This is a genomic window from Croceibacterium soli, from assembly GCF_009828065.1.
Classification (GTDB): domain Bacteria; phylum Pseudomonadota; class Alphaproteobacteria; order Sphingomonadales; family Sphingomonadaceae; genus Croceibacterium_B; species Croceibacterium_B soli.
On record NZ_WTYK01000001.1, the window covers coordinates 1 to 20,021 of the forward strand.

The following is a 20,021-nucleotide window of genomic DNA, read 5'->3' on the forward strand; positions in this document are numbered from 1 at the left end:
GTCCAGGCCAAGCCCCCTCCACCACCGCCTTCGGCGGCGGTCCCCCTCCCCCAGAGGGGGAGGATTTTAGGACTCTTCCTCGTATCCGTCGTCCAGGTCGGCCAATTCGTCGTCTTCTTCCTCGTTCTCGCCGGCCGTGGGATCGTTGCTTTCGGTCGTGCCGTCGCCGGGCAGGTCGTCGAGCTTGTTGTCCTCGCCGTACTTGTCCTCGTTGTCGTCCATGTTGGGCTCGCCAAGATAGGCGCCCATGTCGATGCGGCCGGACTGCTCCATGTCGCGCATTCGGTCGACGAGATCCTGGGCCGAGTTGTCGTCGATCCCGCGATTGACTTTCACGCTGTCGAGCGGGCTGCCCTCGCCCGCGCGGGTGCGGGCCTCCCCGGCGACTTCCTGCGCCTGGGACAAGTGATCGTCCTGCTCGTCGTTGTGCAATTCGGGCGCCAGGTCGGCCATGCGCTCTTCCTGGTCTTTGACGGGCTTACGATCGGTCACGGCTGGATCTCCTTCTGCCGGATCAACCCTCGGCCCCAGCCGCGCGTTCCCGCTACCGGTTGGCCCCCGGCTGCCACAGCACATCGCCCGCGCCGCCGGCATTCACCGCCCGCGCCAGGACGAAGAGATAGTCCGACAGTCGGTTCACGAAGGCGAGCGCCGCGGGGTTGACCGGCTGGCTTTCGGCGAGCGCCGTCATCGCGCGTTCGGCGCGGCGGACCGATGCCCGCGCGATATGCACCCTTGCCGCGGCTTCGCTGCCGCCGGGGAGGATGAAGCTGCGCAGCGGCTCGAGGCTGTCGTTGAGCGCATCGATGCGCCCTTCCAGCCACTCGGCCTGAGCGGGGACGATCCGCAGGACCATCTCGGACGGTGCGAAGTCCTCACCCCCCATGTCTCCTAGGGGAGTGGCGAGATCGGCGCCTAGGTCGAACAGGTCGTTCTGCAGCCGGCGCAAGTCCGCCGCGTTCTCCCCGTCCAGCGCAAGCACCGCAAGCCCGAGCGCGGAGTTGGCTTCGTCGACCGCGCCGATCGCCTCCATCCGCGCGGCATGCTTTGGCACGCGCGAGCCGTCGACGAGGCCGGTGGTGCCGTCGTCCCCCGTGCGGGTGTAGATCTTGTTGAGCCTGACCAATGCTTCCCTCCGTCATCCCGGCGAATGCCGGGATCGCTGGCGGCCAGATCACGACCTAGAGGCCAGCGGTCCCGGGTCAAGCCCGGGACGACGATGTCAGCGGTTGATCATCAGCAGGACGGCGACGACGACGATCGCCAGTGCCTGGTACTTGATCCGCGAGAACATCGCCTTGTTCTGCCGCAGCTGCATGTCCTTCATCCGCTCGTCGCCGCTTTCGAGGTCGAGCTTGGTCGATTGCAGGAAGGCGATGATCCCGCGGACAAGCGAGACGACGACCATGATCGCGAGCAGCACGATGGCTATGACGAGAACCGTGTTCATGCCGGAGTATCTAGGCCTTCGCCCAGCGTAATGCCAGAAGGGAGGCGCCCCTGGCGCAGCGAATTCGCCAGCGTGCGCCCGTCCTCCCCGGCCAGCCTGCGATCCGCCAGCGACGGCGAGCCACGCCGCTTGGCGAGCTTCTGCCCGGTCTCGTCCAGCAGCAGCGGATGATGGTGCCAGGCGGGCACCGGCAGGCCGAGCAGCGCCTGCAGCAGCCGGTGGACATGGGTCGCCGGGAACAGGTCCATTCCCCGGGTCACCAGCGTGACCCCGTCGGCGGCATCGTCGATGGTCACCGCCAGGTGATAGCTCGCCGGCGTCTCGGCATCCTTGCGGACGAGGACCACGTCCCCGCCGAGCTCCGGCCGCGCCTGCTGCTCGCCGGCGCGCTCGTCGAACCAGGCGAGCGTCCCAGTACGCCGGAGGGCTTCGGCCACGTCGAGCCGCCAGGCGGCCGGATCCTGCGGATCGAATGCCGCATCGCGGCAGGTGCCGGGATAGACCGGCCCGTCCGGGCCCATTTCGCGGGCCGCCTCGGCGATTTCAGCGCGGGTGCAGCGGCAGGGGTAGAGCAGGCCTTCGGCTCGCAGACGCTCCGCCGCCGCCGCATAGGCCGCGAGCCTAGTGGACTGCGCCGGGACTTCCTCCCATTCGAGCCCGAGCCATTCGAGGTCGGCGCGGAACGCCTCCGCCAGCTCGGAACGCGAGCGGGCGCCGTCGATGTCCTCGATCCGCAGCAGGAACCGCCCGCCGCGCGCTTTCGCCAGGTCGTGCGCGGCAATGGCGGAGTATGCATGACCGAGGTGCAACGGGCCGTTCGGGCTCGGAGCGAAGCGGGTGACGGTCATGCCGCTGCCCTACCCGCTCGCCGCAAGCCTGTCGAAGGGCCAGGCGGCGAAACCCCTGTCATAATGTGCTATGATAAGGCCTGGCACGGCCGGACCGTGGGCTCGGAGCAAGCAAGTTCCTGTGGATTCGGGAATTGTCACAGGCTTGACGCTTTCGATTGCAAATGCTCCCCTCGGTACAGCCAAGGAGAACGCGAAGCGTGTTCAAGGCCGAACTGATCGAGCGCGCCGCGCATTTCCGCAGCGCCATGGAGGACCCCACCCGGCGGCTGGAGAGCTGCCCGGCGCTGGTGCTCAACGCCGATTTCACCCCGCTGTCCTATTATCCGCTGAGCCTCTGGCCGTGGCAGACCGCGATCAAGGCGGTGTTCCTGGAGCGGGTGGACATCGTCGCCAGCTACGACCGGCTGGTCCACTCGCCCAGTCTCGACATGCAGATCCCGAGCGTGATCGCGCTGCGGCAATATGTCCGGCCGAGCGAGTTCCCGGCGTTTACCCGGTTCAACGTGTTCCTGCGCGACCGCTTCGCCTGCCAGTACTGCGGCTGCGAGCAGCAGCTGACATTCGACCACGTCGTCCCGCGCCGGCTCGGCGGGCGCACGACCTGGGAGAACATCCTCACCGCCTGCGCCCCGTGCAACATGCGCAAAGGCGGCCGCACGCCGAAGCAGGCGCAGATGCACCCGCTGGTCAAGCCGATCCGCCCGACCAACTGGCAACTGCAGCAACGCGGCAAGAGCTTCCCGCCGAACTACCTCCACGAAACCTGGCGCGACTGGCTTTACTGGGACATCGAGCTGGAGGCTTAAGGTTCGATCTCACACGACGGCATAAAGGCTCTCTCCCCTGGTGGAGAAGGGAAGAGGGAAAGCGCCCATCCCACCCCCGTTCGCCCTGAGCTTGTCGAAGGGCGGTTTTTACTTTTAGCGCCGCGCTGGAAGAAAAAGCGGTCCTTCGACGAGCTCAGGACGAACGGATGAAGGGGATGGACAACGGGCTTAAAAAGGCAGCCGATCAAGTCACCGCCGCCCGCTGGCGGTACTCCGGCCGCTCCCACTCGCCGCTCTCCAGCACCTCGCCGAGGGCCTGGGCGGCGTTCCAGCAGTCTTCGAAGCGGGTATAGGCCGGCGCGAGGCCGAGGCGGAGGATGTCGGGATCGCGGAAGTCGCCGATCACGCCGCGGGCGATCAGGGCCTGGCAGATCGCGTAAGCCTCGGGATGGCGGAAGGAGAGCTGGCTGCCGCGTGCCGTGGGATCCTCCGGGCTGATGCAGGGGAGGCCGGGTGCTGTCTCGGCGATGGCGGCGCGGAGGAATTCGGAAAGGGCGCGGGACTTCGTCGTCAGCCGCTCCATGCCGATGCCGGCGATCAGCTTCACGCCTTCCTCCAGCGCGGCGAGAGCGAGGATCGGCGGGGTGCCGGTGAGCAGGCGGTCGATCCCGCTGGCCGGGGCATAGTCGTCGGTGAAGGCGAACGGCGCGGCGTGGCCCATCCAGCCGGTCAGGGGCTGCTGCAGCGCTTCGTGGTGCCGCTCCGCCACGAAAGCGAAGGCCGGAGCCCCCGGACCGCCGTTGAGGTACTTGTAGCCGCAGCCGACTGCGAGATCGGCCTCGCAGCCGGTCAGGTCCACCGGCACCGCCCCGGCGCTGTGCGACAAGTCCCACAAGACCAGGGCGCCGGCATCGTGCGCGGCGCGGGTCAGCCGGGCCATGTCGTGCATCGCGCCGGTCTTGTAGTGGACGTGGGTGAGCAGGAGCAGGGCGACGTCTTCGTCGAGCGCCGCCACCAGCTCTGCACGCGGCGCGAGCCGCCGTTCGGCGAGGCCTTGCGCCTCCAGCCCGGCGATCATGTAGAGATCGGTCGGGAAGTTGCCCGGCTCCGACAACACCACTTTCCGGCCGGGCCTCATCGCCAGAGCGGCGGCGATCAGCTTGAACAGGTTCACAGAGGTCGAATCGCAGGCGATCACCTCGTGCGGCGCGGCGCCGACCAGCGGGGCGATCATCGCGCCGACCCGGCGCGGCAGCGAGATCCAGTCCGCCGTGTTCCAGCTGCGGATCAGCCCTTCGCCCCATTCGCGGCGCATGACCTCCCCCAGCCGCGATGCCGTGCCGAGGGGTAGCGCGCCGAGCGAGTTGCCGTCGAGGTAGACCACGCCCGGCGGCAGCGCGAACAGCCCGCGCCAACTGCGCAGCGGATCGGCGGCATCGAGCGCGCGGGCTTCGGGGAGGTTAGACATCAAGCGCTCTCCCTTCGTAAGAGCGATTTGGGAGAGACCTCACTCCTTGCGGAAGAGCGCTCACCCCCCACCCCGTTCGCCCTGGGCTTGTCGAAGCCTGTCCTGAGCGGCTGGCTTCGCCAGCCAGCCGAAGGGGGCCGTTCTTCCTTTCTAGCGCCGCGCCCAAGGGAAAGCGGTCCTTCGACAAGCTCAGGACGAACGGATTTGAGGAGGGGGTTAGGACGAACGGATTTGAGGAGGGGGTTAGGACAAACGGATTTGGGGTTGGCCGCAGGGCGAACGGAATTGGGGTTGGGGCAGGTCCGAACGGTTCTCGGGGAGCTCTGCCTACGCGCACAATCAGATCGCCGTCCGCACGGAGAGCAGTTCCGGGAAGAAACCCTTTTTCAGCACGGATTCGAGGTAGGGCACGCCGGCGGTGCCGCCGGTGCCGCGCTTGAAGCCGATGATGCGTTCGACCGTCTTGAGATGGCCGAAGCGCCAGCGCTGGAAGTGGTATTCGAGATCGACCAGCTTCTCGGCCAGTTCGTAGAGGTCCCAGTACTCCTCCGGCGAGCGATAGACCTGCGCCCACGCTTCGACGATCTCCGGGTGGGAATCGTGCGGCCGCTCTAGCCCGCGCTCGAGCACGGCGGGCGGAATGGCGAACCCGCGCCGGGCGAGCAGGCGGAGGGTCTCGTCGTAGAGGCTCGGCCGGTCCAGTTCGGCGCGGAGCGCCTGCGCCACTTCGGGCACCGCCTCATGCATCGTCACCATGTCCGGGTCGCGGCCGCCGAGCATGAACTCCATCAGCCGGTACTGGGCCGACTGGAAGCCGCTCGACCCGCCGAGGTGGGGGCGGACTTGCGAATAGTCATGCGGGGTCATCGTGCTGAGCACGTCCCAGCTCGTGATCAGCTGCCCTTGCGCGCGGGCCACGCGGGCGAGCATCTTGAACGCCGGCCGAAGGTCGTCCGCCGCGATCAGGGAGCGGGCGGCGGTCAGCTCGTGCAGACACAGCTTGAGCCACAGTTCGCTGGCCTGGTGGACGACGATGAACAGCATCTCGTCGTGCGCGCCCGAGACCGGGTGCTGCGCTGCGAGGATGCGATCGAGGTCGAGGTAGGAGGAGTAGGTGACGTCCTTGGCCATGCGCGGGCTATGGACGCGGGCGGCGGGAATTGGAACTGCCGCTTGTGCCGCCAGCCATGCTCGCACCGTTAGCAGGATAGTCTCACACGAAGGCACGAAGACACGAAGAGGGCGTGCCTGCGGCGAAGCCGCATGCAAAGTCCACGTCGCTTCTTGGAGCAGCGTTGCCGCCGCAGGGCGGCTTCGCCGCTGGCGCTACACCTTCGTGTCTTCGTGCCTTCGTGTGAGAAAACCGAAGTACGAACGCCTACCCCTCGATCACCTTCGTCGCCGGGTGGTGTTTGTCGAGGTGGCGCTTGATGATCTTCAGGTTGCGGCTGTTCGAGCGGAACATGAAGTCGAACAGGTCGCCCGCCACCGGGATCGCGCCGACGGCGGTGTCGAAGGCGATGTTGCCGGCCATGCGCCAGAGCTTCCACTTGGGTATGCCGAGGTTGTTCGCCTCCCAGACGATGTAAGCGCCCATTGCCGCGGTGACGATGTCGCCGACGATCGGGATCAGGCCGGCGATCGAGTCGAGCCCGACCGGGCGGTTGATGCCAGGTATGACGAAGCTGCGCTCCAGCAGCATCTCCAGCGTCTCGATCCGCTGGCGGATTTCCGTGGGATCGTTGCCGATCGGCAGGCTCGCGCCCATCGGCTGCGGACGGCGGGGCGGCTCGTCGAATTGGTCCATCGCAGACGGCTCCTCTCGCCGATTCATCTGGGGATCACGGCCAATTCGGGCAAGGGATGGTAGGCCCAGGGATTGGCCGCGTAGCCTTCCACGGTGCCGCGCACCATCGACCAGCGCAGGGGCGCGGCCAGCGGGATGTAGATGTTGTCGGCGGTCAGCATCGCCTCCGCCCGGGCGATCGCGTCCATGCGCGCCTGCGGGTCGGCCGTGGAGAGCGCCTGCCGCACTTCGGCGTCGGCATCGGACGAGCACATGCCGCGGCGGAGCGCACAGTTGAACTGGTTGAGGAACCAGCGCGGCTCGGCATAGCGGGCGACGCGGTCGATCAGTTCGAGGTCCGCCGGCTGGTCCGCCCCAACCCCATCGAGCGCGATTCCGACGGTGGCCAGCTGGCCGGCCAGTTCGTTGAACAGCATCGCCAGCCCCGGCTCGTCGGCCAGTGCCACGGTCAGCCTCGGCCCCTCCCCCTGCCCCAGGGTCGTGCGCCAGATGGCCACGCGGTTGCGAGCTTCGCCGCGCAGCCGCTCCAGCTCGATCCCGGCCCAGCGCTCGGCGGCGCCTTCCCCGGCTATCGCGGCGGGAACGATGCGGTTGGTCGGCGTCCAGCCGCCGATGTTGAACGGGGCGAGCAGCGCCGCGCGGTCGATCGCCATCGCCAGCGCCTCGCGGTTCTCGGTGCGCGCGAGGAAGCCGCCGGCGCGCCGCACCTGCAGGCCGAACAGGCCGACCGCGGGATCGATCCGCAGCGTCCCGCGCGACAGCGGCCCGGGATCGGCCAGCGGCCACGAGCCCACCGAGCCGCCGAGGACGACGTCGACTTCGCCTTCGGCGAACGCGTCGAGGGCCCCCTGCGCATCGAGCGCACGGAGCCGGACCGGACGGACATGCTCCTGCCAGCCTTCCTCCTGCGGGAGGCCGCGCATCTCGGGCGGCCGGAGGGTCAGCTGGGCGGCGGCGGCGCCGGGCTCCGCGCCCTCGCCGATCGCTTGCAGGTTCATCGGGCCGGAAGGGAAGCCGCCATGCGACAAGGCCAGTTCCGGCTGCGCGAGCAGGCGCAGGAAATCCGGCATCGCAGTGCTCAGGCGAATCTCGACGACCCGCCCGGCCATGGCGCGGATCTCGTCGACCGGGGCCAGATCGAGCCCGAGCGAGGTGCCGCGCAGCTGCCGGATCGCGCGCCGCAAGGCGTCGCGCGCGCTTTCGCCGCTGAGCTCGGCGCCGCCCGGCCAGGTGCCTTCGCGCAAGCGGAAGATGTAGCTCCGGCCGTCGTCGGTGACGATCCAGCGGTCGGCCAGCGCGGGCTTGATCTCCCCCTGCGCATCGAGCGCCACGAGGCCCGACGCGACGGCGCCGCGCACGGTCTGCGCGCCTTCCGACAGGCGCAGCCCGTCGGCCATGACCGATTCCGGGGTGCCGATGATGGCGACGTTCAGCGGCCCGTCCGCATCGCGGCCACAGCCGGCCAGCGCCAGCAGCGCACTGCAGAAAAGGATCAGGAAGGGCGCCCGCCCGCTCATGGGCTATGCCCTAAGGGGTCCCGGGGCGCGGGGAAAGGTCAGATATTGCGCAACCTGACCGGGGCCTTCGGCTGGCGCAGAGGCGGGCGGGTGAAGCGCGGCGCGGAAAGGTCGGGAGCGCCGGTCGAGACCGGCGTGCGAGCCTGCTTCGGATCGATTTCATCGACGAAGGCGATGCCGAAGCGGTCGCCCTGCTTCCACGCCACGGACCCATCGACCCAGCCGATGTTGCGCAGCTCGACCGAGACGACCGAGCCGCGCGAAACGGGCGCCTCGCCTTCGGCCATCATGCCGCCGGCCGAAAGGTTGCGCACTTTCACACGGTAATCGGTTTCGCCGCCTTCGACGCGCACCTGTGCCATCAGCAGCAGGCTGTCGCGTTCGACCTGGCGGGTTTCGACGTTGCTCATCCGGTCGCTCACTCCAGCCGTCCCTCACGCGCCAAGCGGGACAACCGCAGGCGCGTGAAATCATGCGGCTTTATCGGCCCCGCGTGGTTATCTTTCCGTTAAGGAGCATGGGCTTTTCGCCGCAAACATCCGCGAAAAACCGATCAGTCCTCGCGGGAAATCTTCTCGCGCCGCTCGTGCGCCTGCTGCGCTTCCACGGTCATCGTGGCGATCGGCCGGGCGATCAGGCGATTGATGCCGATCGGCTCGCCCGAGACTTCGCACCAGCCGTATTCGCCTTCGTCGATGCGGCGCAGGGCGGCGTCGATCTTGGCGATCAGCTTGCGCTGCCGGTCGCGGGTGCGCAGCTCGATGCCCCAGTCGGTCTCGCTCGACGCGCGATCGTTGAGGTCCGGCTCCCGAATGGGGCCGTCCTGCAGCGACTGCAGCGTGGTTTCGGAGGCGGAGAGAATGGATTTCTTCCATTCGAGCAGCAGGACGCGGAAATAGTTGAGCTGCTGCTCACCCATATATTCCTCGTCTTCGCTGGGCGTGTAATCGGCGGGCAGCGCGCGCCTCGCTTTTGCGAGAATGTCGATGTCGTCACCCAAGACAGACGCCATCCCAGCTACTCCGCATCATGATCCAAACCCACCCGGCGCCGAATACCGTGCTGAATTCAGCCCCGTTTCCGCACCGCTGTGCGGCCCACAGGGCGCGCCTATAAGGGCACCACCGTATCGGCACAAGCGGCAATGGCGCTTTGGCTGGGGGCAAATTGCTGGAGTCCTGTCGAACCGAGCCAAGGAACGCGCCCGGTCATGGTTAAAGTTACGCCAGGCGCGTTAACCATTTGTAGAGCGCGCGGGCGGAAACTTGCCCAATGGAGCCGGCCGCCAAATGCCGCCGGAACTTCGGGAGACGGATGATGGGTTCGACCAACATTGCGAATTTCCACAGCGGACGAAGCAAGCGCGCGGGTGCGGCCGACACGCTGATCGCGAAGTGCCTGGCCGCCGCCGCCGCCGGCGACGTGGGCGCGTACCACGATCTCGGCGTCGCTTTCTCGACCGGCAGCCACGGCGTCGCCTGCGACCTGATCGAGGCCCACAAGTGGTTCAACCTCGCCGCTTCGAAAGGGCACGAGGAGGCGGCCTTGTGCCGGGCGGACCTTTCCGACGAGATGACCGCCCGCGAAATCGCCGAAGCCCAGCGCCGCGCCCGCGAATGGCTCTGCACCGGGGCGCGGCGCGCGGCCTGAGGTTCGAGACGAACCGCGGTCAGGGCGCCTGCCGAGAGGCTGCGAACGCATCCCGGCAGGCGGTCGGTTCACGCCAGATCGTGAAACCGCACTGTCCCTTGGTGCAAGAAGCAGGCTTTCGAAAAGATGCCTGTTTCGATGGGGTTCGGCAGACGAATGTCTCCCATCCCCGGCACCGAGCCGGGTTTCAGATCGACAGCGCGGTCGACCTGCGAAATGAAACACAGGATGATTCCATTAGCGCGGGCGGATTGGCGGAGGCGCTCCATCTGGGCCGCGAGCGAGGGCTTGCTCCTCTGCTGATCGAGTATTTGCAGGTAGTCTACCACGGCGACTGTCCCGGGAGGTGAGCCGGAAAGGTGCTCGACGATGACGTCGGCGCTGATCTCCTCCGATGTGACGATCTCCAGCTTGTCACCAAGCGCGTCAGCATGATCCCCGAGCGACCGGATACGCGACCGCGTCTCGCACTCGGTCCATTCCAAGGTGAAGAAGACCGCTCTTCTGCCCTCGAGCGCCGCATCGAGCAGGATCCTCAGTCCGAGCATGGTCTTGCCGTGGCCAGGGCGAGCGCCCAGCAACAGCAGGTCTCCGCCGGAAAGCCGTGACAGGACGGCGCGTTCTGGCGTGTCCGGGACCGAGCGGGATGAGAGCAGGCTCCATCGGGCGAAGCCTTCCTCCCGCGCGATGCGGTCCAGTGCCTCGTGCAGGGGCAGTTTCTCGTTTCGCGCAAGGAGTTTGGCTTTGCGCTTGAGTTGGTAGATCGGTGCAGAAAGCTTCATCGTAACCTCCATTCCGAGCGCAACACGCAGTCCCCCCTTATGCGAATGCTCGAACAGATGGTTGTGATGTCCTGCCCCGTATGTGCGATACTTCCCCGTTGGGAGGGAGGAGGCGCGGGCCAAGCCTATGCTGCTGAGGATACGCCTGGTCGGCGATCGCGACAAGTCCATCGAGATCGTGGATGCCTGCGACCGGCGGGCCGGCCGTCAGCCCTTCCTGAAAGGGGTGCGCTGGCCGAGGAAGAGGCTTTCTTGCGCCACGCCTTCGCGTTCGCGCTCGAGGAAATCGGCAACGGCTTCGCGGAAGCCGGGGTCGGCGATCCAGTGGGCCGACCAGGTCCGCACCGGTTCGTAGCCGCGGGCGAGCTTGTGGCCGCCCTGGGCGCCCGCCTCGACCCGGGAGAGGCCGCGCTCGATCGCCGTGTCGATGGCCTGGTAGTAGCACAGCTCGAAATGGAGGAACGGCTTGTCGCGGGTGCAGCCCCAGTAGCGGCCGTAGAGCGCTTCCCCGCCGATGAAGTTGAGCGCGCCGGCGATGGGCTTACCATCGGCGTAGGCGAGCACGAGCAGGAGCCGGTCGGCCATTCGCTCCCCGAACAGGTCGAAAGCCTCGCGGGTCAGGTAGGGGTGGCCCCATTTGCGCGCGCCGGTGTCCTGGTAGAAGACCCAGAAGGCGTCCCAATGCTCGCTGCGGATGTCGGCGCCGGACAGGCGGCGGATCTCCACGCCCTGCTGCGCTTCGGCCCGTTCCTTGCGGATCGCCTTGCGCTTGCGTGAGGCCAGGACGCCGAGGAAATCCTCGAAGCTGCCGTAGCCGCGGTTCTCCCAGTGGAACTGGATGTCGTTGCGCAGGAGCCAGCCGGCGCGTTCGAACAGCGCGCGCTGGGCCGGCTCGACAAAGGTCGCATGCGCGGACGACAGGCCGTTTTGGTGGCAGAGGCTTTCGGCGGCGCGCAGCAGCGGCGCGGCATAGCCTTCGTCCGCCAGCAGAAGCCGCGGGCCGGTCGCGGGGGTGAACGGCGCGGCGATCTGCAGCTTGGGGTAGTAGCGGCCGCCGGCCCGCTCCCAGGCATCGGCCCAGGCGTGGTCGAACACGTATTCGCCCTGGCTGTGCCCCTTCAGGTAAGCCGGCGCCGCCGCCAGCAGCGATCCGCAGCCGTCTTCGATCACCAGCGGGGCCGGGCTCCATCCGGTGCCGGGGCCGACGCTGCCCGAATCCTCCAGCGCAGTGAGGAAGGCGTGGCTCATGAAGGGGTTGCCCGGCCCCGCCAGCCGGTCCCACGCTTCGGCCGGGACCGCGCCGACGGCGGGCGCGACGCGGGCTATGAGATCGCTGTCAGCCATTGCCCCTCACCTAAGCGCTCGGGCCGGATTCGGCGATACCTTCCGCTTCGGCGATCGGAGAATCGGCGTGCTGCGCCGCCCGCCGGCGCAGCGCCGCGTCGCGAACCGTCCAGGTGAGCACCGGCAGGCCGCGCCGGCGCTGGGCGGCGGCAAAGCGGCTCGGCAAGTCACGCACGTCGTAGGCGAGGAAATCGGGCCGCGCGTGCCACACGCCCGCGTGCCGCCTGATCGTGCCGGACAGGGTGCGGGAGCCCGCCTCGCTCACCACCAGCCCGCGGATCACCGACGGCGCGTACCGGTGGAACCAGGCGCCGACTCGCGGATCGAAGCCCATGACCGCCACTTCGCCCGGATAGCCTTCGAGCTCGTGCCGCACGGCCTCGCACAGCGTATCGACGCGATAGTCGCTGCGGGTCTTGAGCTCGATCAACAGCGGCACTTGCCCGCCCACGACTTCGAGCAGGATGCGCAAAGGCGGGATGCGGTCGTTGCAATCGCCGATGCGGATCTGGCTCAGTTGTGCAGAGCTGCGGCCATCGACGGGTCCGCTAGTGGCGGTCAGGCGTTCAAGCGACCAGTCGTGGAACACGACCGCGCGCCCGTCGCCGCTTTGCTGGACGTCGCACTCGATGCCCAGGCCCCGGGCGATCGCGGCCCAGACGGCGGAGAGCGAGTTCTCGGGCACATCGCCGCCGTGCAGGCCGCGATGAGCGAACACCCGGCCCTTCAGCCAGGCGACCCGCGCCGGATCGGGCGCGGGAGCGAGCAAGGCGTCAAGCGGGCGCAAGAGCAAACCCTACTCCTCCCCGGCACGGGGAGGGGGACCGCGCGAAGCGCGGTGGAGGGGGCCCGCCGCACGCGCTGCACCAGGAGGCGGGCCCCCTCCGTCACCGGCCTGCGGCCGGCGCCACCTCCCCGTCCCGGGGAGGATTTTTTCAAAGGGAGGCGCTGCTGAGCGCAACGACCGCGTCCACCTCGACTGCGGCGCCGAGCGGGAGGACCGGGACGCCGACGGCGCTGCGGGCATGGCGGCCGGCGTCGCCGAACACTTCGGCCATGAGGTCGGAGGCGCCGTTGGCGACTTTGGGCTGGTCGGTGAAGCCGGCGGTCGAGCTGACGAAAGCGCCGAGCTTGACGATCCGTTCGACCCGGTCGAGCGAGCCGAGGGCGGCCTTGAGCTGGGCCAGGATCATCAGCCCGCAGGCGCGCGCGGCGCGGATGCCGAGATCGAGCTCCACGTCCTCACCGAGCCGGCCGGTCACCAGGGTTCCGTCGAGGAACGGCAACTGGCCGGAAACGTGGGCGAGGTTGCCGGTCACGACCACCGGGACATAGCTGGCCACCGGCGCCGCGGGTTCGGGCAGCACGATGCCGAGTTCGGCGAGACGGGATTCTATGCTCATCAGCGGTCTCCATGCAGGGTGTCGAGAAGCCAGGGCAGAGCCTCGCGCCAGGTGTCGATGCGGGCGTGGGCATGCCCGGCCACCAGCGCGCAGGGCACGTGCGGGGCGATCGCCGGTTCGCCGCAGAAGTGCAGCCGCGAAATGTCCGGCAGCACTTCGGCCGCGCTGGCGTGATGGACCGCGAGATCGTCGATGAACACCGCGCGCGCCGGGGCGAACTCCGCGACGATTCGCCGCAACGCCTCCCCCTTGGGGCCCTGGTTGGTGAAGACCCGCGCCTCGATCCCGTGCTCGCGCAGCTGCCGCAGCCGGCTTTCGCCGTAATGGTCGCGCAAGTTGGTCAGCACGACCACGTCGGCTTCGCGCTGCAGTTCGGCCATCGCCGCGGCCGCGCCTTCGATCTCGGTCTGCCGGGCCATCTCTGTATCGAAGAACCGCGTCAGCAGGTCCCAGACTTCCGCCTCCTCCAGCGGGGGTTCGCCCCCGCGGCGGCGCATGGACTGGACGAACGGATCGCCTTCGAGAGCGAAGTCGATGCCGTGCTCGGCGCCCAGCCAGTCGCGGAAATGCCGCACCATGTGCAGCAGCACTTCGTCGCAATCGGTGACGACCAGCGGGCGGTTCATCGCGCTAGCTTCTCGCGCGCGGCGGCAATCGCGCCCGGCTGGACGCCCAGCGATTCGGCGGCCGCCAGCAGGTCCGGCTCGTGGGCGCAGAGGAATTCGAGGACCGAGAGCTGCAGTTCGGGCGACTCGATCCGCGCGCGCATCTGCTCCGGCGTCAGGCCGGTGAGATCGAGGAACCGATGGGCGCGCCGTTCGTCTGCCAGAACCCAGGCGAGGGCGCTGAGCGAAAGCCCGGCCGCATCGGGCGCTTCGAATTGATTACCTGTAAGAATTGTCAGTTATCCACAAACCCGCTACGTAGATATCCATACCTCCGTGGGGACGGAAGGAATCGGGGGCGAAATGGCGAAACGAATCCTCGTTGTCGAGGACAACGATCTGAACCGGAAGCTTTTCTGCGACGTGTTGCAGGCGAGCGGTTTCGACGTCGAACCGGTAGCCGATGGCGCGGTGGCTATCGAGCGGGCCAAGGCGTTTGTCCCCAACCTGGTGATCATGGACATCCAGCTGCAGGACATCTCCGGGCTCGACCTGATCGCCGGGCTGAAGCGCGACAAGGACTTGCGCAACGTGCCGGTGCTGGCGGTGACCGCCTATGCCGGCAAAGGCGACGAGCAGCGGATCCGCGACGTCGGCGCCGAAGGCTACCTCTCCAAGCCGGTTTCGATCATTCCGTTCATGAACGCGGTCAACGGCCTGCTCGCCCGCTCCAACGGCCACGAGCCGATCCCCCTCCACGCCTGACCGGCCCCGCCCCGGCGGACGATCGCGGGCATTGCCAGCCATGCGATCCGATCCTAGGGAGTGCCGCATGGACCGAACCGACGTCGACGAACGCATCCGCACGCTGATCGAACCCTCCAACAAGAAGGGCGTCGATATCGGCGACGGCACCAGCTTCGCCGGCGATCTCGAGTTCGACAGCCTGACTGTGATGGATTTCGTCGCGGCGATCGAGGACGAGTTCGACATCATCATCTCGATGAACCAGCAGGCCGAGATCGAGACGTACGGGCAGCTGGTCGACGCCGTGTGCCGGCTGCAGAACGATTGAGCGAGCGATGAGCGAAGGCATCAGCCAGCCCGATGCGCCCGTCCAGGCGGAAGGCAACGCCACCGACCTGTTCAGCAAGTTCGATTCGCTGATCCAGCAGCGGGAAGCCCTGTTGGCGAACGGAGTCGAGGATCCGTTCAGCCTGGTGATGGAGAAAGTCCTCTCCCCCACCCGCGCGGTGTGCAACGGGCGGGACACGATCCTGCTCGGCACCTACAACTACATGGGCATGACCTTCGACCCCGACGTGATCGCGGCGGGCAAGCAGGCGCTCGACGATTTCGGCAGCGGCACGACCGGCAGCCGCGTGCTCAACGGGACTTACGGCGGGCACCGCGACTGCGAGCAGGCGCTGCGCGAATTCTACGACATGGACCACGCGATGGTCTTCTCGACCGGGTACCAGGCCAACCTCGGGATCATCTCGACGGTCGCCGGCAAGGGCGATTACGTCGTGCTCGACATCGACAGCCATGCTTCGATCTATGACGGCTGCGCCCTCGGCAACGCCGAGATCGTGGCCTTCCGGCACAACGACATCGACTCGCTCGACAAGCGGCTCGGGCGGATCCCGGAAGGCGCCGGTAAGCTGGTGGTGCTGGAGGGCGTCTACTCGATGCTCGGCGACGTGGCGCCGCTCAAGGACATGATCGCCGTCTGCAAGAAGCACGGCGCGATGGTGCTGGTGGACGAAGCGCACTCGATGGGCTTCATCGGCCCCAACGGGCGCGGCGTGGCCGAAGAGCAGGGCGTGATCGACGACGTCGATTTCATCATCGGCACGTTTTCCAAGAGCGTCGGCACGGTGGGCGGTTTCTGCGTTTCCAACCACCCCAAGTTCGAGATCCTGCGGCTGGTCTGCCGGCCGTACGTGTTCACCGCCAGCCTCCCGCCCAGCGTCGTCGCCACGGCCGCGACCAGCATCCGCAAGCTGATGCAGGGCACTGAGAAGCGGGCGCACCTGTGGGAGAACTCGAAGCGGCTGCACGGCGGACTGAAGGCCCTCGGCTTCCAGCTCGGCACCGAGGAACCGCAAAGCGCGATCGTGGCGGTGATCATGCCCGATCTCGAGCGCGGCGCGGCGATGTGGGAAGCGCTGCTGAAGGAAGGGCTCTACGTCAACCTGGCCCGCCCCCCGGCAACTCCCGCCAACATGACCCTGCTGCGCTGCTCGCTCTGCGCCGAGCATACGGCCGAGGAAGTCGAGACGATCCTCGGCATGTTCGAACGCGCCGGCAAGGCTGTCGGGATTATCTGACCGGCGAACGCCGCTTCAATTGATAGTGATAATTCCATCCACGGCGCGCCATTCGGTGGGGCCGAGGAGGTGTTTGTGGGCGATGCGGACGGAGTGGAGGACGGCTTCGATCTCGTGGCGCCAGTAGTAGAGGAAGCGGTCCAGCTCCGGGAACTGCGGGGCGACATCGTATTGCTGCATGACGAAGAGCTGCAGCAGGCTGGGATGATCCGGCATGTAGTAATGGATCTGGACCGTCGTGAGGCCGTAGCCGTCCAATTGGCGGACGAAGTCCGGATCGGCACCCTTTGCTTCCATTCGCGTCTTGCCTCCACTGGTGAAGAACAGGCGATGGAACAACGGTTTCGGCGTGGGCCGGGTTCCCGCAGGGCTCAGGCCGCGGCGGGCGCTTCGTACCAGCCGCGGGTGCGCTTCACGAGGGCGACGACCGAGAGCATGACCGGGACTTCCACCAGCACGCCGACGACCGTGGCGAGAGCCGCGCCGGAGTTGAGGCCGAACAGCGAGATCGCGGCGGCGACGGCGAGCTCGAAGAAGTTCGAGGCGCCGATCAGCGCAGCGGGAGCGGCGACGCACCAGGCGACGCCGAACTTCTTCGACAGCCAGTAGGCCAGCCCCGCGTTGAAATAGACCTGGATCAGGATCGGAACCGCGAGGAGGAGAATGACCAGCGGCTGGGCGAGGATCTGCTCGCCCTGGAAGGCGAACAGCAGGACCAGGGTGGTCAGCAGCGCGACGAGGGAGACCGGGCCGAGAGCGGCCAGCAGGCGCTGCAGGGCCGGTTCGCCTCCCGAAGCGAGGACCTGGCGGCGGATCGCCTGGGCGACGATCACGGGCACGACGATGTAGAGCGCGACCGAGAGCAGCAGTGTCTCCCACGGCACGACGATCGAGGCGACGCCGAGCAGCAGGGCGACGAGCGGCGCGAAGGCGAAGACCATGATCAGATCGTTGAGCGCGACTTGCGAGAGGGTGTAGTTCGGCTCCCCATCGCAAAGGTTCGACCAGACGAAGACCATCGCCGTGCAGGGCGCGGCGGCGAGCAGGATCAGCCCGGCGATGTAGCTTTCGATCTGCGCTTCCGGCAGCAGCGGGCGGAACAGCCAGCCGATGAAGATCGCGGCGAGCAGCGCCATCGAGAACGGCTTCACCGCCCAGTTGATGAACAGCGTGACCCCGACCCCGCGGGCGTGCTGGCGCACCCGGCCCATCGCGGCGAAATCGATCTTCAGCAGCATCGGAATGATCATCAGCCAGATGAGCACCGCGACCGGCAGGTTGACGTTGGCAACTTCCGCCGCCGCGATCGTCTCGAACACACCGGGCACGGCGGCGCCGAGCGCGATGCCGGCGACGATGCACAGCGCGACCCAAAGGGAGAGGTAGCGCTCGAAGAGCGACATGGCGGGGCGGGCTTTGGCTGGTGCTTCGACGGGCTCAGCACGAACGGAGGTTGGGTTGGTCATTCGGGTTTCCTGGTTCGTCGCTGCGAGGAAGCGATCACGCCCGCGCCGCCTCGCTGGCGCCTTCGGACTGGCCGATTGCCTTGAGGGCCAGGGCGTCGATGCCTTCGTCCGGGAGGGCGAGGAGGAGGGAGATGCGGTTGTGGAGGTAGCCGAGGGCGCGTTCGAAGGCGGCGCGCTGGCCCTCCCCTTCGACCGCCGCCGGATCCTCGATGCCCCAGTGCGCGGCGATGGGGCGGCCGGGCCAGACCGGGCAGCTCTCCCCCGCGGCGTTGTCGCAGACGGTGACGATCAGGTCGATCGGTTCGGCATCGGGGCCGGCGAACTCGTGCCAGCTTTTCGAGCGGAAGCCCTCCGCCGGCAGGCCGGCGGCGCGCAGGACTTCGAGCGCCATCGGGTGTGGCTGGCCCTTCGGCTGGCTGCCGGCGGAGACCGCGCGGAAGCGGCCCCCGCCCATGTGGTTGAGGAGCGCTTCCGCGAGGATCGAGCGCGCCGAGTTGCCCGTGCAGAGGAACAGGACGGTGCGCGGCTGGCCGGTCATCGCCGTTACCCGCAGCAGCTTACCGGCGCGGGGGCCAGGCTCGGCGCGCAGCAGGCGTTGGCGGCGGTCTCCGACACGAGGTGATCGAGGCCAGGGCCCTGCCCGTAATCGACCGCTTCGCCGGTGGTGTGGAAGGTTTCCCACACGACGCCCTGCGGATCGGCGATCCAGCTTTTGGCGGACTTGGCGTAGCAGCAGGTGGTCGCGCCTTCCTCCAGCACCGGGCGGTCGGCGGCCTTGAGGCGTCCGTAGACTTCGGCCAGCTCTTCGGCGCTTTCGACCTGGATGCCGAGGTGCTCGATGCCCTTGGCCGCGTGGTCGCCGGAGGAGATGGCGAAGTTGACCCGCGGATCCTCCAGCATCCACTTGGCGTAGTCGGTCTTGGTGACGGTCGGCTGCGCGGCGAACAGGGTGGAATAGAACCGGATCGAGGCGTCGAGGTCGTTCACCCCGACATGGACATGCAGACGCTTCATCGTTCGTTCTCCTTGCCATTGGCCGTGGGGGCGTCGCACGCGGCGCCGGCACAGCAGTTCTCCATCAGGAAGCCGACCAGCCGGTCCATCGCCGCATAGTCCGCGGAGTAGATCAGGCTGCGCCCTTCCCGCCGCTGCCGCACCAGGCCCGACTCGGCGAGCTGGGCGAGGTGGTGGGACAACGAGGAGTTGGGCACGCCGAGTGCCTCGGCAATACGCCCCGCCGGCATCCCTTCCGGCCCCGCCTGGATCAGCAGGCGGAACAGGGCGAGGCGATGCTCCTGGGCGAGAGCGGACAGTGCGAGGATGGCTTCGGCTGACTTCATTTCGAGAGTTATCGAAATGTTTGGGGGTGGAGTCAAGGGTTATTTCGATGATTGTCGAAATGTGGTGGTGGGTGTGTGCCGCGGGCCCTCGTCTGCGGGCCCTCATCCAACTTCGCCTAAGCCCCTGCGGGGCTAAGGCTTCGTATCCTTCTCCCACGAGTGGGAGAAGAAGGGCGGTCGGTCGCGGGGGTCTTCCTTCTCCCACTGGTGGGAGAAGGATAGCGGAGCTTGCGAGCGTAGCGAGCTAGCGGAGCTTGGATGAGGGCCGGCGGCTCAGGCGATCGTTGCCATCGTCGCGGACTCGCACTTGTCGGCGGCTTCCTGGCTGCTGCCGCGGTCCATCTGGGTGACGGCGAGGAAGCCGCCGACGACGAGGACCACGAACAGGGCGGTGAGGGGGCCGAGGTACTTGTCGATGAAGCGCTTGATCGGGGCGCCGAACAGGCGGAACAGCACGCCGACGGTCATGAAGATCAGCCCGCGCCCGGCGATGCTGGCGAGGATGAAGGGGACCAGGGCCATTTCGATGAAACCGGCGGTGATCGTCAGCAGCTTGAACGGCACGGGGGTGGCGCCGGCGATGAGGATCACCTCGACGTCGTATTCGCGCAAGTAGCAGGCGGCCTTGGGGAACGCCTCTGTCAGGCCGAGGAAGGCGAGCAGCGATTCGCCGACGGCTTCGTAGAGGAAGTATCCGATGGCGTAGCCGAACAGGCCGCCGAGGACGGAGGCGGCGGTGCAGATGACGGCGAAGCGGATCGCCTTCTTCGGTTCCGCCAGGCACATCAGGCCGAGCAGCGGGTGCGGGGGGATCGGGAAGAAGCTCGATTCGATGAAGCTGATCAGCGCCAGCCACCACTGCGCGTGGGGGTGCGCGGCTTTCTGAAGGGTCCAGTTGTAGAGCGTGCGCAGCATTGCGGTCCCCCGGTCGCGGTTCGCGGCGCACTAGGCGAGCGGGGGATTTGGGGCAAGCGCGTGGCGATAGTGGTCCTGGCTTTTGGGGATGACGAGCCGCTTCGGCATTCTTCTTCGCGCCTTTGCGTGAGATCCAATCCTCCCCGGTACGGGGAGGTGGCAGCCCGAAGGGCTGACGGAGGGGGTTCTCGGCAGGCGCTGCGCGTGTGGCGGGCCCCCTCCACCATCCTGCGGATGGTCCCCCTCCCCGTCCCGGGGAGGATCGATCCACTACGCGCGAGTTTGGTTCTGTGCCTCCACCACCCCCCGGCCCCCTCCTCTGA

Annotated in this window: 27 protein-coding genes; 5 read left to right on the forward strand and 22 right to left on the reverse strand. The window is 67.7% G+C overall.

What is annotated here, in order from left to right; all coding sequences use genetic code 11:
* Positions 1-66: 66 nt before the first annotated feature.
* The 4 genes from GRI75_RS00005 to gluQRS form a co-directional block, all read right to left on the reverse strand.
* Positions 67-492: a hypothetical protein gene (locus GRI75_RS00005; protein WP_202389504.1), complete on the reverse strand. Its 426-nt coding sequence runs from the start codon at positions 490-492 to the stop codon at positions 67-69.
* A gap of 52 nt (positions 493-544) precedes the next feature.
* Positions 545-1,126 carry a cob(I)yrinic acid a,c-diamide adenosyltransferase gene (locus tag GRI75_RS00010; RefSeq protein WP_160744901.1) on the reverse strand — a complete coding sequence of 194 codons (582 nt, stop codon included), beginning with the start codon at positions 1,124-1,126 and terminating at the stop codon, positions 545-547.
* A gap of 96 nt (positions 1,127-1,222) precedes the next feature.
* Positions 1,223-1,450, reverse strand: a complete 228-nt coding sequence (locus GRI75_RS00015; RefSeq protein WP_160744902.1) for a hypothetical protein — start codon at positions 1,448-1,450, stop codon at positions 1,223-1,225.
* Positions 1,447-2,298, reverse strand: a complete 852-nt coding sequence (gene gluQRS / locus GRI75_RS00020) for a tRNA glutamyl-Q(34) synthetase GluQRS (protein WP_160744903.1) — start codon at positions 2,296-2,298, stop codon at positions 1,447-1,449. The genes GRI75_RS00015 and gluQRS overlap by 4 nt, the downstream gene beginning before the upstream one ends.
* A 200-nt stretch (positions 2,299-2,498) precedes the next feature.
* Between gluQRS and GRI75_RS00025 the strand changes: the two genes are divergently transcribed.
* Positions 2,499-3,107 carry an HNH endonuclease gene (locus tag GRI75_RS00025; protein WP_160744904.1) on the forward strand — a complete coding sequence of 203 codons (609 nt, stop codon included), beginning with the start codon at positions 2,499-2,501 and terminating at the stop codon, positions 3,105-3,107.
* 205 nt (positions 3,108-3,312) lie between these two features.
* Here the strand turns inward: GRI75_RS00025 and kynU are convergent, their stop codons facing one another.
* The 6 genes from kynU to dksA form a co-directional block, all read right to left on the reverse strand.
* Positions 3,313-4,536: a kynureninase gene (kynU, locus tag GRI75_RS00030; protein WP_160744905.1), complete on the reverse strand. Its 1,224-nt coding sequence runs from the start codon at positions 4,534-4,536 to the stop codon at positions 3,313-3,315.
* A gap of 339 nt (positions 4,537-4,875) precedes the next feature.
* Positions 4,876-5,667, reverse strand: a complete 792-nt coding sequence (locus GRI75_RS00035; protein WP_160744906.1) for a tryptophan 2,3-dioxygenase — start codon at positions 5,665-5,667, stop codon at positions 4,876-4,878.
* A 247-nt stretch (positions 5,668-5,914) separates the two neighbouring features.
* Positions 5,915-6,343 (reverse strand): DUF4112 domain-containing protein, encoded by a 429-nt coding sequence (locus tag GRI75_RS00040; RefSeq protein WP_235911079.1) that lies wholly within the window; start codon positions 6,341-6,343, stop codon positions 5,915-5,917.
* A 23-nt stretch (positions 6,344-6,366) separates the two neighbouring features.
* Positions 6,367-7,860 carry an ABC transporter substrate-binding protein gene (locus tag GRI75_RS00045; RefSeq protein WP_160744907.1) on the reverse strand — a complete coding sequence of 498 codons (1,494 nt, stop codon included), beginning with the start codon at positions 7,858-7,860 and terminating at the stop codon, positions 6,367-6,369.
* Between the two features lie 38 nt (positions 7,861-7,898).
* A complete protein-coding gene (locus GRI75_RS00050; RefSeq protein ID WP_160744908.1) occupies positions 7,899-8,270 on the reverse strand; it encodes a PilZ domain-containing protein in 372 nt (123 codons plus the stop codon).
* A gap of 143 nt (positions 8,271-8,413) precedes the next feature.
* Positions 8,414-8,872, reverse strand: coding sequence for an RNA polymerase-binding protein DksA (gene dksA, locus GRI75_RS00055; RefSeq protein ID WP_160744909.1), 459 nt, complete (start codon positions 8,870-8,872; stop codon positions 8,414-8,416).
* Between the two features lie 302 nt (positions 8,873-9,174).
* Between dksA and GRI75_RS00060 the strand changes: the two genes are divergently transcribed.
* Positions 9,175-9,510 carry a sel1 repeat family protein gene (locus tag GRI75_RS00060; protein WP_160744910.1) on the forward strand — a complete coding sequence of 112 codons (336 nt, stop codon included), beginning with the start codon at positions 9,175-9,177 and terminating at the stop codon, positions 9,508-9,510.
* 68 nt (positions 9,511-9,578) lie between these two features.
* On the opposite strand, the gene GRI75_RS00065 is transcribed toward GRI75_RS00060, so the two are convergent.
* The 6 genes from GRI75_RS00065 to GRI75_RS00090 form a co-directional block, all read right to left on the reverse strand.
* Positions 9,579-10,292 (reverse strand): DNA helicase, encoded by a 714-nt coding sequence (locus tag GRI75_RS00065; protein ID WP_160744911.1) that lies wholly within the window; start codon positions 10,290-10,292, stop codon positions 9,579-9,581.
* A gap of 207 nt (positions 10,293-10,499) precedes the next feature.
* The gene (locus GRI75_RS00070) at positions 10,500-11,636 is read right to left on the reverse strand and encodes a GNAT family N-acetyltransferase (protein WP_160744912.1); all 1,137 of its coding nucleotides are present in this window, start codon (positions 11,634-11,636) and stop codon (positions 10,500-10,502) included.
* 10 nt (positions 11,637-11,646) lie between these two features.
* Positions 11,647-12,423 (reverse strand): glycerophosphodiester phosphodiesterase family protein, encoded by a 777-nt coding sequence (locus tag GRI75_RS00075; RefSeq protein WP_328597889.1) that lies wholly within the window; start codon positions 12,421-12,423, stop codon positions 11,647-11,649.
* Between the two features lie 148 nt (positions 12,424-12,571).
* Complete coding sequence (locus GRI75_RS00080) at positions 12,572-13,039, reverse strand: RidA family protein (RefSeq protein WP_160744914.1); 468 nt, start codon at positions 13,037-13,039, stop codon at positions 12,572-12,574.
* Positions 13,039-13,665, reverse strand: a complete 627-nt coding sequence (locus tag GRI75_RS00085) for an HAD family hydrolase (protein WP_160744915.1) — start codon at positions 13,663-13,665, stop codon at positions 13,039-13,041. The genes GRI75_RS00080 and GRI75_RS00085 overlap by 1 nt, the downstream gene beginning before the upstream one ends.
* Entirely contained in the window at positions 13,662-13,943 is a 282-nt protein-coding gene (locus GRI75_RS00090; RefSeq protein ID WP_202389538.1) for a DUF3572 domain-containing protein, read from the reverse strand. The genes GRI75_RS00085 and GRI75_RS00090 overlap by 4 nt, the downstream gene beginning before the upstream one ends.
* A gap of 64 nt (positions 13,944-14,007) precedes the next feature.
* On the opposite strand from GRI75_RS00090, the gene GRI75_RS00095 reads away from it, so the two are divergent.
* From GRI75_RS00095 to spt, 3 genes are all read left to right on the forward strand, one after another.
* Positions 14,008-14,409, forward strand: a complete 402-nt coding sequence (locus GRI75_RS00095; RefSeq protein WP_160744916.1) for a response regulator — start codon at positions 14,008-14,010, stop codon at positions 14,407-14,409.
* 67 nt (positions 14,410-14,476) lie between these two features.
* Positions 14,477-14,719, forward strand: a complete 243-nt coding sequence (locus tag GRI75_RS00100; protein WP_160744917.1) for an acyl carrier protein — start codon at positions 14,477-14,479, stop codon at positions 14,717-14,719.
* A 7-nt stretch (positions 14,720-14,726) separates the two neighbouring features.
* Positions 14,727-15,977 carry a serine palmitoyltransferase gene (gene spt / locus GRI75_RS00105; RefSeq protein ID WP_160744918.1) on the forward strand — a complete coding sequence of 417 codons (1,251 nt, stop codon included), beginning with the start codon at positions 14,727-14,729 and terminating at the stop codon, positions 15,975-15,977.
* 15 nt (positions 15,978-15,992) lie between these two features.
* On the opposite strand, the gene GRI75_RS00110 is transcribed toward spt, so the two are convergent.
* The 6 genes from GRI75_RS00110 to GRI75_RS00135 all read right to left on the reverse strand — a co-directional run bounded on the left by GRI75_RS00110 (position 15,993) and on the right by GRI75_RS00135 (position 19,698).
* A complete protein-coding gene (locus tag GRI75_RS00110; protein ID WP_160744919.1) occupies positions 15,993-16,274 on the reverse strand; it encodes an usg protein in 282 nt (93 codons plus the stop codon).
* Between the two features lie 74 nt (positions 16,275-16,348).
* Positions 16,349-17,380: an ACR3 family arsenite efflux transporter gene (gene arsB, locus GRI75_RS00115; RefSeq protein WP_202389539.1), complete on the reverse strand. Its 1,032-nt coding sequence runs from the start codon at positions 17,378-17,380 to the stop codon at positions 16,349-16,351.
* A 97-nt stretch (positions 17,381-17,477) separates the two neighbouring features.
* Positions 17,478-17,981: an arsenate reductase ArsC gene (locus GRI75_RS00120; protein WP_160744921.1), complete on the reverse strand. Its 504-nt coding sequence runs from the start codon at positions 17,979-17,981 to the stop codon at positions 17,478-17,480.
* A gap of 5 nt (positions 17,982-17,986) precedes the next feature.
* Entirely contained in the window at positions 17,987-18,457 is a 471-nt protein-coding gene (locus tag GRI75_RS00125) for an ArsI/CadI family heavy metal resistance metalloenzyme (protein ID WP_160744922.1), read from the reverse strand.
* The gene (locus tag GRI75_RS00130; RefSeq protein ID WP_160744923.1) at positions 18,454-18,783 is read right to left on the reverse strand and encodes an ArsR/SmtB family transcription factor; all 330 of its coding nucleotides are present in this window, start codon (positions 18,781-18,783) and stop codon (positions 18,454-18,456) included. The genes GRI75_RS00125 and GRI75_RS00130 overlap by 4 nt, the downstream gene beginning before the upstream one ends.
* 273 nt (positions 18,784-19,056) lie before the next feature.
* Positions 19,057-19,698 (reverse strand): YqaA family protein, encoded by a 642-nt coding sequence (locus GRI75_RS00135; protein ID WP_160744924.1) that lies wholly within the window; start codon positions 19,696-19,698, stop codon positions 19,057-19,059.
* Between the last annotated feature and the right edge of the window lie 323 nt (positions 19,699-20,021).

Coding starts and splice junctions, on each gene's coding strand:
- GRI75_RS00100 (WP_160744917.1), top strand. CDS start 14,477: ATGGACCGAACCGACGTCGACGAACGCATCCGCACGCTGATCGAACCC.
- arsB (WP_202389539.1), bottom strand. CDS start 17,380: ATGTCGCTCTTCGAGCGCTACCTCTCCCTTTGGGTCGCGCTGTGCATC.
- GRI75_RS00065 (WP_160744911.1), bottom strand. CDS start 10,292: ATGAAGCTTTCTGCACCGATCTACCAACTCAAGCGCAAAGCCAAACTC.
- GRI75_RS00125 (WP_160744922.1), bottom strand. CDS start 18,457: ATGAAGCGTCTGCATGTCCATGTCGGGGTGAACGACCTCGACGCCTCG.
- GRI75_RS00130 (WP_160744923.1), bottom strand. CDS start 18,783: ATGAAGTCAGCCGAAGCCATCCTCGCACTGTCCGCTCTCGCCCAGGAG.
- GRI75_RS00095 (WP_160744916.1), top strand. CDS start 14,008: ATGGCGAAACGAATCCTCGTTGTCGAGGACAACGATCTGAACCGGAAG.
- GRI75_RS00040 (WP_235911079.1), bottom strand. CDS start 6,343: ATGGACCAATTCGACGAGCCGCCCCGCCGTCCGCAGCCGATGGGCGCG.
- spt (WP_160744918.1), top strand. CDS start 14,727: ATGAGCGAAGGCATCAGCCAGCCCGATGCGCCCGTCCAGGCGGAAGGC.
- gluQRS (WP_160744903.1), bottom strand. CDS start 2,298: ATGACCGTCACCCGCTTCGCTCCGAGCCCGAACGGCCCGTTGCACCTC.
- GRI75_RS00085 (WP_160744915.1), bottom strand. CDS start 13,665: ATGAACCGCCCGCTGGTCGTCACCGATTGCGACGAAGTGCTGCTGCAC.
- dksA (WP_160744909.1), bottom strand. CDS start 8,872: ATGGCGTCTGTCTTGGGTGACGACATCGACATTCTCGCAAAAGCGAGG.
- GRI75_RS00015 (WP_160744902.1), bottom strand. CDS start 1,450: ATGAACACGGTTCTCGTCATAGCCATCGTGCTGCTCGCGATCATGGTC.
- GRI75_RS00120 (WP_160744921.1), bottom strand. CDS start 17,981: ATGACCGGCCAGCCGCGCACCGTCCTGTTCCTCTGCACGGGCAACTCG.
- kynU (WP_160744905.1), bottom strand. CDS start 4,536: ATGTCTAACCTCCCCGAAGCCCGCGCGCTCGATGCCGCCGATCCGCTG.
- GRI75_RS00060 (WP_160744910.1), top strand. CDS start 9,175: ATGATGGGTTCGACCAACATTGCGAATTTCCACAGCGGACGAAGCAAG.
- GRI75_RS00035 (WP_160744906.1), bottom strand. CDS start 5,667: ATGGCCAAGGACGTCACCTACTCCTCCTACCTCGACCTCGATCGCATC.
- GRI75_RS00045 (WP_160744907.1), bottom strand. CDS start 7,860: ATGAGCGGGCGGGCGCCCTTCCTGATCCTTTTCTGCAGTGCGCTGCTG.
- GRI75_RS00110 (WP_160744919.1), bottom strand. CDS start 16,274: ATGGAAGCAAAGGGTGCCGATCCGGACTTCGTCCGCCAATTGGACGGC.
- GRI75_RS00050 (WP_160744908.1), bottom strand. CDS start 8,270: ATGAGCAACGTCGAAACCCGCCAGGTCGAACGCGACAGCCTGCTGCTG.
- GRI75_RS00135 (WP_160744924.1), bottom strand. CDS start 19,698: ATGCTGCGCACGCTCTACAACTGGACCCTTCAGAAAGCCGCGCACCCC.
- GRI75_RS00080 (WP_160744914.1), bottom strand. CDS start 13,039: ATGAGCATAGAATCCCGTCTCGCCGAACTCGGCATCGTGCTGCCCGAA.
- GRI75_RS00070 (WP_160744912.1), bottom strand. CDS start 11,636: ATGGCTGACAGCGATCTCATAGCCCGCGTCGCGCCCGCCGTCGGCGCG.